This is a genomic window from Candidatus Methylomirabilota bacterium, assembly GCA_036001065.1.
GTDB lineage: Bacteria > Methylomirabilota > Methylomirabilia > Rokubacteriales > CSP1-6 > MNEF01.
This window is the reverse complement of record DASYUQ010000177.1, coordinates 1-7,807: the sequence shown is the minus strand read 5'-3', so window position 1 is coordinate 7,807 and position 7,807 is coordinate 1. Positions and strand designations below refer to the sequence as shown.

General features: G+C 71.6%; 10 protein-coding genes. All 10 read left to right on the top strand.

What is annotated here, in order from left to right:
• The first annotated feature begins 329 nt into the window (after nucleotides 1-329).
• On the top strand, nucleotides 330-1,076 hold the full coding sequence (locus VGV13_17495) for a polyphenol oxidase family protein (protein HEV8642886.1): 747 nt from the start codon (nucleotides 330-332) through the stop codon (nucleotides 1,074-1,076).
• Between the two features lie 22 nt (nucleotides 1,077-1,098).
• On the top strand, nucleotides 1,099-1,788 hold the full coding sequence (locus VGV13_17490; protein HEV8642885.1) for a YggS family pyridoxal phosphate-dependent enzyme: 690 nt from the start codon (nucleotides 1,099-1,101) through the stop codon (nucleotides 1,786-1,788).
• Between the two features lie 106 nt (nucleotides 1,789-1,894).
• Complete coding sequence (gene proC / locus VGV13_17485) at nucleotides 1,895-2,719, top strand: pyrroline-5-carboxylate reductase (GenBank protein ID HEV8642884.1); 825 nt, start codon at nucleotides 1,895-1,897, stop codon at nucleotides 2,717-2,719.
• Nucleotides 2,719-3,018 (top strand): YggT family protein, encoded by a 300-nt coding sequence (locus VGV13_17480; GenBank protein ID HEV8642883.1) that lies wholly within the window; start codon nucleotides 2,719-2,721, stop codon nucleotides 3,016-3,018. Before proC ends, VGV13_17480 begins: the two co-directional genes overlap by 1 nt.
• 17 nt (nucleotides 3,019-3,035) lie before the next feature.
• A complete protein-coding gene (locus tag VGV13_17475; GenBank protein HEV8642882.1) occupies nucleotides 3,036-3,515 on the top strand; it encodes a DivIVA domain-containing protein in 480 nt (159 codons plus the stop codon).
• Nucleotides 3,496-3,792, top strand: coding sequence for a DUF167 domain-containing protein (locus VGV13_17470; GenBank protein HEV8642881.1), 297 nt, complete (start codon nucleotides 3,496-3,498; stop codon nucleotides 3,790-3,792). The genes VGV13_17475 and VGV13_17470 overlap by 20 nt, the downstream gene beginning before the upstream one ends.
• Nucleotides 3,789-4,118: a hypothetical protein gene (locus VGV13_17465; GenBank protein HEV8642880.1), complete on the top strand. Its 330-nt coding sequence runs from the start codon at nucleotides 3,789-3,791 to the stop codon at nucleotides 4,116-4,118. The genes VGV13_17470 and VGV13_17465 overlap by 4 nt, the downstream gene beginning before the upstream one ends.
• A 10-nt stretch (nucleotides 4,119-4,128) precedes the next feature.
• Nucleotides 4,129-5,148: an S-methyl-5-thioribose-1-phosphate isomerase gene (gene mtnA, locus VGV13_17460; protein HEV8642879.1), complete on the top strand. Its 1,020-nt coding sequence runs from the start codon at nucleotides 4,129-4,131 to the stop codon at nucleotides 5,146-5,148.
• A gap of 10 nt (nucleotides 5,149-5,158) precedes the next feature.
• A complete protein-coding gene (locus tag VGV13_17455; protein HEV8642878.1) occupies nucleotides 5,159-6,670 on the top strand; it encodes a SagB/ThcOx family dehydrogenase in 1,512 nt (503 codons plus the stop codon).
• A 36-nt stretch (nucleotides 6,671-6,706) separates the two neighbouring features.
• Nucleotides 6,707-7,807 (top strand): alanine--glyoxylate aminotransferase family protein (locus VGV13_17450; GenBank protein ID HEV8642877.1); only part of this gene is annotated, 1,101 nt, incomplete at its 3' end.

Here is a 7,807-nt window from a genome sequence, read left to right as displayed (position 1 = left end):
CGCACCCACGTCCTCCTATAGAGACGCTGGCTGCGGTCGAACCATCTCCTGAACACCGCCCATGTTCGCGGCCATGTGCCGCTTTCACCTGCGAGCTTATTTCGGATCGGGGTTAGTATCAACAAGTTGGAACGGCACTAGCCTCCTGCGGCGGGCCGGGGGGCGCCGGGCACCCTGACTCGACCACGAGCCCGGCGTCCAGATATCGTCTTCGCCGTTCCCAACCTGGGCGCGAGCCGGGCTTCGGTCGGCGGGAACGGGTCTCGTCAGGCTGCCCGGCGCCCCCCGGCCCGGCGCGGCGGCTGAGTCACACATGCGAGTCTGACATCATGAACCTCGTTCCCCACGGCGAGCCGCCGGCCTACTTCACGTTCCCAGGTCTCAGCGCACTCGGTGTGCCTCACGCGACGACGACCCGCCACTGTCCCGGCGTGGCGCCCTGGTCGGAGAGCGCGTCACCGCTGCGGGGGGAGGCGGCGGCGGCGCTGGGGGCCGCCGGGCTCGACCTCGCCCGCTTGACCTGGGCGCGCCAGGTGCACGGCGCCGACCTCGCGCGGGCCGCGCCCAAGGGCGGCTTCGCCGGGATCGCGGACGTCCTGCTGAGCACCGAGCGCGGCGTTCCGCTCGCCATCTTCACCGCCGACTGCCTGGCCATCGCCCTCTGCGATCCCCCCGCCCGCGTGCTGGCGCTCGTCCATGTCGGCTGGCGGGGCACGGTGCGCGGCGCCGCCCAGGCGGCGGTGGAGGCGGTGCGCGGCGCCGGCGCCAGGGTCGAGCGCCTGCGGGTGGCCATCGCGCCGTCCATCGGGCCCTGCTGCTACGAGGTCGACGAGCCGGTGATCGCGCAGTTCTCGTCGGCGTATCCGTCGCTATGGGAGCGCTGGGTGAGATCCGTACGCGCCGGCCACTGGATGCTCGATCTCTGGACGGCGAACGAGGAGCTGCTGCGGCGCGCCGGCGTGGCCGCCGAGCGGATCGAAAACCCGCGCCTCTGCACCGCCTGCCATCCCCAGGTGCTCTTCTCGTACCGGAGGGGCAATCGCGGTCGGCTGGTCACCCTCGCGGCGCTGCCCTGACGGGGATGCTAGAATCGCGGCCATGGACGACATCCGCACAAATCTGGAATCCGTGCGCGAGCGGATCGCGCGGGCGGCCGAGCGCGCGGGGCGCCGGGCGGAGGACGTGCTGCTCGTCGGCGTCTCCAAGACGGTAGACGCCGAACGGATCCGGCGCGCCGTGGCGGCCGGGCTGCCCGCGCTGGGCGAGAACCGCGTCCAGGAGGCCCGAGAGAAGGTCGCGGTCCTCGGCCGTCCCGTGCCCTGGCACCTGGTGGGTCATCTGCAGACCAACAAGGTGCGGGACGCGCTCGAGCTGTTCGATCTCATCCACGCGCTCGACCGCCTCGAGCTGGCCCGCGAGTGCGACCGCCGCGCGCGAGCCCGCGGCCGCCCGGTGGAGACGCTGGTGCAGGTCAACGTGGCGGGCGAGGCCTCCAAGGGTGGCTTCGATCCCGACGGAGTAGGGGAGGCGCTGGAGGCGATCGCGGCGCTCGAGTACGTGAGGGTCCGCGGGCTCATGACCATTCCGCCCGCGGTCGAGCGGGCAGAGCAAGCGCGTCCCTGGTTCCGCGCCCTGGCCGCGCTGGGCAAGCGCCACGGGCTCGGCGAGCTGTCGATGGGGATGAGCGCGGACTTCGAGGCGGCGATCGAGGAGGGCGCGACGATGGTGCGGGTGGGCACGGCGATCTTCGGCCCCCGCCCCGTGAAGGAGGCACGCCAGTCGCCATGAGCCATCGTGTGTCCGTCCGAGTCGGGTTTCGAGCGCCGGCTTTGCCGGCGCAATCGGTCCTGGGGGAGGCCTCGGAGGGGGCCGTAACGTCCGCCCCCTCCGACATATGAGCCTCAAGGGCAAGAAGGTCGGCTTCATCGGCGCCGGCAACATGGGCGAGGCCCTCATCAAAGGGCTGGTCACCGCCAACGTGGTGCCGGCGGAGGCGATCTGGGCCAGCGACGTCCGCCTGGAGCGTCTCAAGGAGCTGGACCGCCAGTACGGTATCCAGCTGGCGCCGAACAACGGCGAGCTGGTCCGGCAGGCAGACGTGGTCATCATGGCGGTCAAGCCCCAGATCATGACGCCGGTGCTGCGCGAGATCGCGCCGGTCCTGATCAAGACGAAGCTGATGATCTCGATCGCCGCCGGCGTGTCGACGGCGAAGATCCGGGCCGTCTTCGGCAAGGACGTGCGGCTCATCCGGGTCATGCCCAACACGCCGGCGCTGGTGCTGGAGGGCGTGACGGCGATCGCCAAGGCCGAGGGACTCGAGCCCGACGACCTCGACACGGCCGGCGAAATCTTCAGCGCCGTCGGCCGCGTGGTCGTGCTGGAGGAGGAACTGTTGGACGCGGTGACGGGGCTCTCGGGCTCCGGCCCCGCCTACGTGGCCCTCGTGATCGAGTCCCTGGCCGACGGCGGGGTCCGGATGGGGCTGGACCGGATCACGGCGATGACGCTGGCGACCCAGACCGTCCTCGGCGCCGCCAAGCTGCTCCTGGACACCGGAATGCACCCCGGCGCGTTGAAAGACATGGTCAGCTCGCCCGGCGGCACCTCGATCGCCGGCATCGCGGCCCTGGAGGAAGGCGGCATCCGGACGACGTTCATCAAGGCCGTCGAGCGGGCCACCCTCCGCTCGAAGGAGCTGGGGCAGGGGCCGGCCTGATGTTCTTCTTCGCGTACCTCGTGACCGCGCTGGCCAACATCCTCAACCTCGTGCTGGTGGCCTACATGTGGATCATCATCGCGCAGGCGATCATCTCGTGGGTGAGCCCGGACCCCTACAACCCCATCGTGCGCTTCCTCCATCGCGTGACGGAGCCGGTGCTGCGTCCGGTGCGGGAACGCCTGCCGACCCTGGCGATGGGGCTCGACCTCTCGCCCATGGTCGTCGTGCTCGCGCTCTACTTCCTCAGAGAGTTCCTCGTGCCGGTTCTGTATCGAATCGCCACGGAGATCGGCTGAGAGATCGGGAGGTCGCGATGCGTTTGAGTCCCCTCGATATCCGGCAGCAGCAGTTCACCGTACGGATGTTCCGTGGCCTCGACGTCAACGAAGTCGAAGCCTTCCTGGAGGACGTCGCCGAGGACTACGAGGCGGTGCTGAAGGACAATGCGCTACTCAAGGAGCAGCTGACGGCGCTGGAGGAGCGGACCCGCGGACTCGCCGACCGGGAGAAGGCGCTCCAGGACACGCTGCTGACGACGCAGAGGTTGGCCGAGGAGATGAAGGAGGCGGCCCGCCGCGAGGGGCAGCTCATCGTGCGCGAGGCGGAGCTGCGCGGCGAGAAGCTGGTGGAGGAGGTGCGCGCCGAGGAGGCCCAGCTCCGGAGCGAGATCAAGGGGCTCAAGCGGACCCAGCGCCAGCTCGTGGAAGACCTGCGGGCCACCCTCGATCGCTACCAGCGCCTTCTGGCGGCGGACCGGCCGGAAGACTCCGGCGATGCCCCCGGGCCCCAGTGAGGGGGCCCTCGTGCGGGTGCGCGTCCAGCCGCGCGCCTCGCGCAACGAGATCGTCGGCTGGCGGGAGGACGTGCTGAGTGTGCGCGTCACCGCGCCGCCCGTGAACGGGCGGGCCAACGCGGCGGTCGCCGCCCTGCTGGCCGCGGCGCTGGGCGTCCGGCCCTCGGCCGTGACGATCGTTCGTGGCGCGAAGGGGCGGGAGAAGGTCGTGAGCGTGGCGGGCCTGAGCCGCCACGCGATTCAGGCGCATCTTGGGAAACTGGGAGGAGAGCGATGACCAGACGATTGATCGCCGCGTCGTTGATCTTCGGCGCCCTGGTGACGCTCGCCGTGATGCCGGCCGCCGCCGAGCACAAGACCGCTGAGTCCAAGCGGTCCATCGATCTGAACGTCGATCTGGGGGTCGACCGAGAGGGCTTTCGTCTCGGGGGCCAACTGTTCGGGCTGGAGGGCGTATACGGCGCCTGGCTGAACGGTCAGTTCGGCAAACGCGGCCTCACGCTCGATGGACGGGTGCAGGATCCTGCCAGCGCCTTCAACTTCAAGCTCAACGCCGAGATCGCCGAGTGGCTGCTGCGGTTCTTCCCGGGCGACCCGTTCTAGCGCCGTGGCGATGATCAGGCCCGTCCGCTGGGCGGGGGACCGGCTCCTTCTCCTCGACCAGACGCGCCTGCCGCGTGAGGAGGTCGAGCGCGAGTGCGCGCGCTGGGAGGACGTGGCGGAGGCGATCCGCACGCTGGTCGTGCGGGGCGCGCCGGCCATCGGCGTGACGGCCGCCTTCGGCGTCGCGCTGGCGGCGCGCCGGAGTCCGGCCACCACCTTCGATGAACTCCTGGCCGACCTCGAAGTCGCCATCAAGGGGTTGGCGGCGACGCGCCCGACGGCGGTCAACCTCTTCTGGGCCCTCGAGCGGATGCGTCGGGCGGCGCTGGCCGCGCGGGACCTGCCGCTGGCCGACATGCGCGCGCGCCTCGTCGCCGAGGCCCAGGCGATCCTGGACGAGGACGTCGCCGCCAACCGCGCGATGGGCGATCACGGCGCCGCCCTGGTGCCGCCCGGCGCCAGGATTCTCACGCATTGCAATGCCGGCGCCCTGGCCACGGCCGGCTACGGCACGGCGCTCGGCGTCGTGCGCTCGGCGCACGCCCAGAGCAAGGTGGCGCTCCTCTGGGTGGACGAGACGCGCCCCGTCATGCAGGGCTCGCGCCTGACCGCCTGGGAGTGTGTCCGCGAGGGGATCCCGCACCGTCTCGTCGCCGACGCCGTGGCCGGCTCGCTGATGGCGCGGGGCGAGGTGGATCTGGTCCTCACCGGCGCCGACCGCGTCGCCGCCAACGGGGACACCGCGAACAAGATCGGCACCTACGCGCTGGCCGTGCTGGCCCGGCACCACGGCGTGCCCTTCTACGTCGCGGCGCCGTTCTCGACGATCGACCCCTCGCTGCCTTCGGGCCAGGAAATTCCCATCGAGGAGCGGGACCCTGCCGAGGTGCGCCGTGTCGGCGCGCAGCCCACCGCGCCGGAGGCTACGCCGGTGTACAATCCGGCCTTCGACGTCACGCCCGCCGGGCTCATCACCGCGATCATCACCGAGCGCGGGGTCTTCCGGCCGCCCTATCGCTTCTCCACGTGAGCCCGTCGTCATGGCGGCGAACCCCGACCTCCCGGCCGCGCGGCACTTCCACGACCAGACGATCCACACGCCCTCCTCGGTGCGGGCGAGCGGCCACGCGCTCGACTGGGACATCAAGCCCTTCCCGTTCAAGGTGTACACGAACCTGGCGCCGATTCCGCTGCCGCGGACGTTCGATCTCCCCGCCGCGGACACGCTCGGGGCGCTGGCGCCCGGCGCCTTTCCCCCGACGCCGCGCCTGACGCTCGAGCACCTCTCCGCGCTCCTCTACCTGTCGGCCGGCGTCACCAAGAAGAAGACCTACCCGGGCGGCGGCGAGGTACTCTTCCGCGCCGCGCCCTCGACGGGTGCCCTCTATCAGACCGAGGTGTACGTCGCGGTCGGGGCCGTGGACGGCCTCGAGCCCGGGCTCTACCACTTCTGCGCGGGCGACTTCGCCCTCCGCCGCCTGCGGGAAGGCGACGTGCGCGCGGCGCTGGCGGAGGCCGCCGCTGACCCCTCACTGGCCCGACGCGCCGCCACCGTCGCGCTCACGGGCATCTACTGGCGGAACACCTGGAAGTACCAGGCCCGCGGCTTCCGCCACCTCTACTGGGACTCGGGCACGATGCTCGCGAACCTCACCGCCGTCGCCAACGCGCTGGGGTGGGCGCCCCGCCTTCTCACGGGCTTCGTGGACGCCGACGTCAACCGACTGCTCGGCGTCGACCCCGACCGCGAAGCCGCGCTGGAGCTGGTCGCGGTGGGCCCCGAGGGCGGGCCGGCGGCGCCGGCCGGCGCGCTCCCGGCGATCAGTCACGAGGCGCTGCCGCTCTCGTCGCGCGAGGTGGATTACCCGTCGCTCCGGCAGATGCAACAGGCATCCATGCTGCCGAGCGCCGCCGCCGTGCGCGCCTGGCGTGAGAGCGCGCCGCCCGCGCCCCGGAAGCCGCGGCGGTCCCTCCTGCCGCTGCCCCCGGCGCGCGCGGAGGCCGGACGCCCGCTCGGCGAGACGATCCAGCACCGCGGCTCCGCGCGGCGCTTCAGCGAGGCCTCGCTCACGGCCGCGGAACTGGCGACCACGCTGTGGTGGGCGACCCGGTGGGTCGATGCCGACGTGCCCCCCGGTCTCGTCGATCCCTACCTCGTCATCAACGCCGTCGACGACGTGGAGCCCGGCGCCTATCGCTACTGGCCCGAGGAGCATGCGCTCGAGGTCATCTCCACCGGCAACTTCCGCGCGGACTCCGCCTACCTCTGCCTGGAGCAGGCGCTGGGCGGCGACGCCGCGGCGGTGATCTACTTCCTGGCGCCGCTCGACGCGCTCCTCGCATCGTTCGGCGACCGCGGCTATCGTCTCGTCAATCTCCAGGCCGGCTTGATCGGCGGGCGCGCCTACCTGGCCGCCTACGGCCAGCGCTTCGGCGCCTCGGGGCTCACCTTCTACGACCACAAGGTGGTCGAGTTCCTCTCCCCCCACGCAGCCGGCCTCGACGCCATCTTCGTCACCGCCCTGGGCCGCGCGGTCCGACCGCCGTGGTAAAGTCAACGACGTGATCTCTCCCAGGAGGCCCGTCGGATGAAGAAGTACCAGCTGATGGCCCCGGGGCCCACCCCGGTCCCGAGCCAGGTGCTCCTGGCGATGGCGCAGCCGATGATCCACCACCGCACCCCGGAGTACGAGGCGCTGTTCATCGAGGTGCGGGGCGGGCTCAAGGCCCTCGTCCAGACCGCCCAGGACGTGATCCCGCTGGCGTGCTCGGGCACCGGCGCGATGGAGGCCGCGGTCGTCAACACGCTCTCCGCCGGCGACACGGTGGCCGTCGTCAGCGCCGGCAAGTTCGGCGAGCGCTGGATGGAGATCGCCAAGACCTACGGCATGAACATCGTCGAGCTCCGCGCGCCCTTCGGCGACACCGTCTCCGCCGCCCGCCTCGCCGAGGCGCTCCGCGCGCGCCCCGAGATCAAGGCGGTGCTCGCCCAGCACAGCGAGTCCTCCACGGGCGTGCTGCACGACGTGCGTGGCTACGCGGAGGCGACCCGGGGCACGGACGCGCTCCTCATCGTGGACGCCGTCTCGAGCCTCGGCATCGCGGATCTGCCCATGGACGCCTGGGGGGTGGACGTGGTCGTGGCCGGCTCCCAGAAGGGCCTCATGCTGCCGCCCGGTCTCGCCTTCTGCGCGCTGAGCGAGAGGGCCTGGGCGCGGGTGGCCACCTCGCGGCTCCCGAAGTATTACTTCAACCTCACCGAGGAGCGGAAGTGGCTCGTCAAGAACGAGCCCCGCTACACGCCGCCCGTGAGCATCGTGGTCGGGCTGCGCGAGGCGCTGCGCATGCTGCAGGCGGAGGGGCTCACCAACGTCTTCAAGCGCCACGACCGCCTGGCTCGGGCCACCCGGGCCGGCGTGGAGGCGCTCGGGCTGCCGCTTTTCCCCAGGGCGACGCCGACCCCGGCGCTGACCGCGGTGCTCTCGCCGCCCGGAATCGACAGTGAGAAGATCGTGGCGGCCTATGCCCAGGCGCACAACATCACCATCGCCGGCGGGCAGGGGGAGATGAAGGGCAAGCTCTTCCGCATCGGCCACATGGGCTATGCGGCCGAGTTCGACGTCATCGTCGCGCTGTCGGCCCTCGAGCAGGTGCTCGCCGACCTCGGCGTGCCGGTGGACTTCGGCGCC

Excerpts from the sequence above, each read along its gene's own strand:
- VGV13_17495 (HEV8642886.1), top strand. The coding sequence starts at position 330 with ATGAACCTCGTTCCCCACGGCGAGCCGCCGGCCTACTTCACGTTCCCA.
- VGV13_17490 (HEV8642885.1), top strand. The coding sequence starts at position 1,099 with ATGGACGACATCCGCACAAATCTGGAATCCGTGCGCGAGCGGATCGCG.
- proC (HEV8642884.1), top strand. The coding sequence starts at position 1,895 with ATGAGCCTCAAGGGCAAGAAGGTCGGCTTCATCGGCGCCGGCAACATG.
- VGV13_17480 (HEV8642883.1), top strand. The coding sequence starts at position 2,719 with ATGTTCTTCTTCGCGTACCTCGTGACCGCGCTGGCCAACATCCTCAAC.
- VGV13_17475 (HEV8642882.1), top strand. The coding sequence starts at position 3,036 with ATGCGTTTGAGTCCCCTCGATATCCGGCAGCAGCAGTTCACCGTACGG.
- VGV13_17470 (HEV8642881.1), top strand. The coding sequence starts at position 3,496 with ATGCCCCCGGGCCCCAGTGAGGGGGCCCTCGTGCGGGTGCGCGTCCAG.
- VGV13_17465 (HEV8642880.1), top strand. The coding sequence starts at position 3,789 with ATGACCAGACGATTGATCGCCGCGTCGTTGATCTTCGGCGCCCTGGTG.
- mtnA (HEV8642879.1), top strand. The coding sequence starts at position 4,129 with ATGATCAGGCCCGTCCGCTGGGCGGGGGACCGGCTCCTTCTCCTCGAC.
- VGV13_17455 (HEV8642878.1), top strand. The coding sequence starts at position 5,159 with ATGGCGGCGAACCCCGACCTCCCGGCCGCGCGGCACTTCCACGACCAG.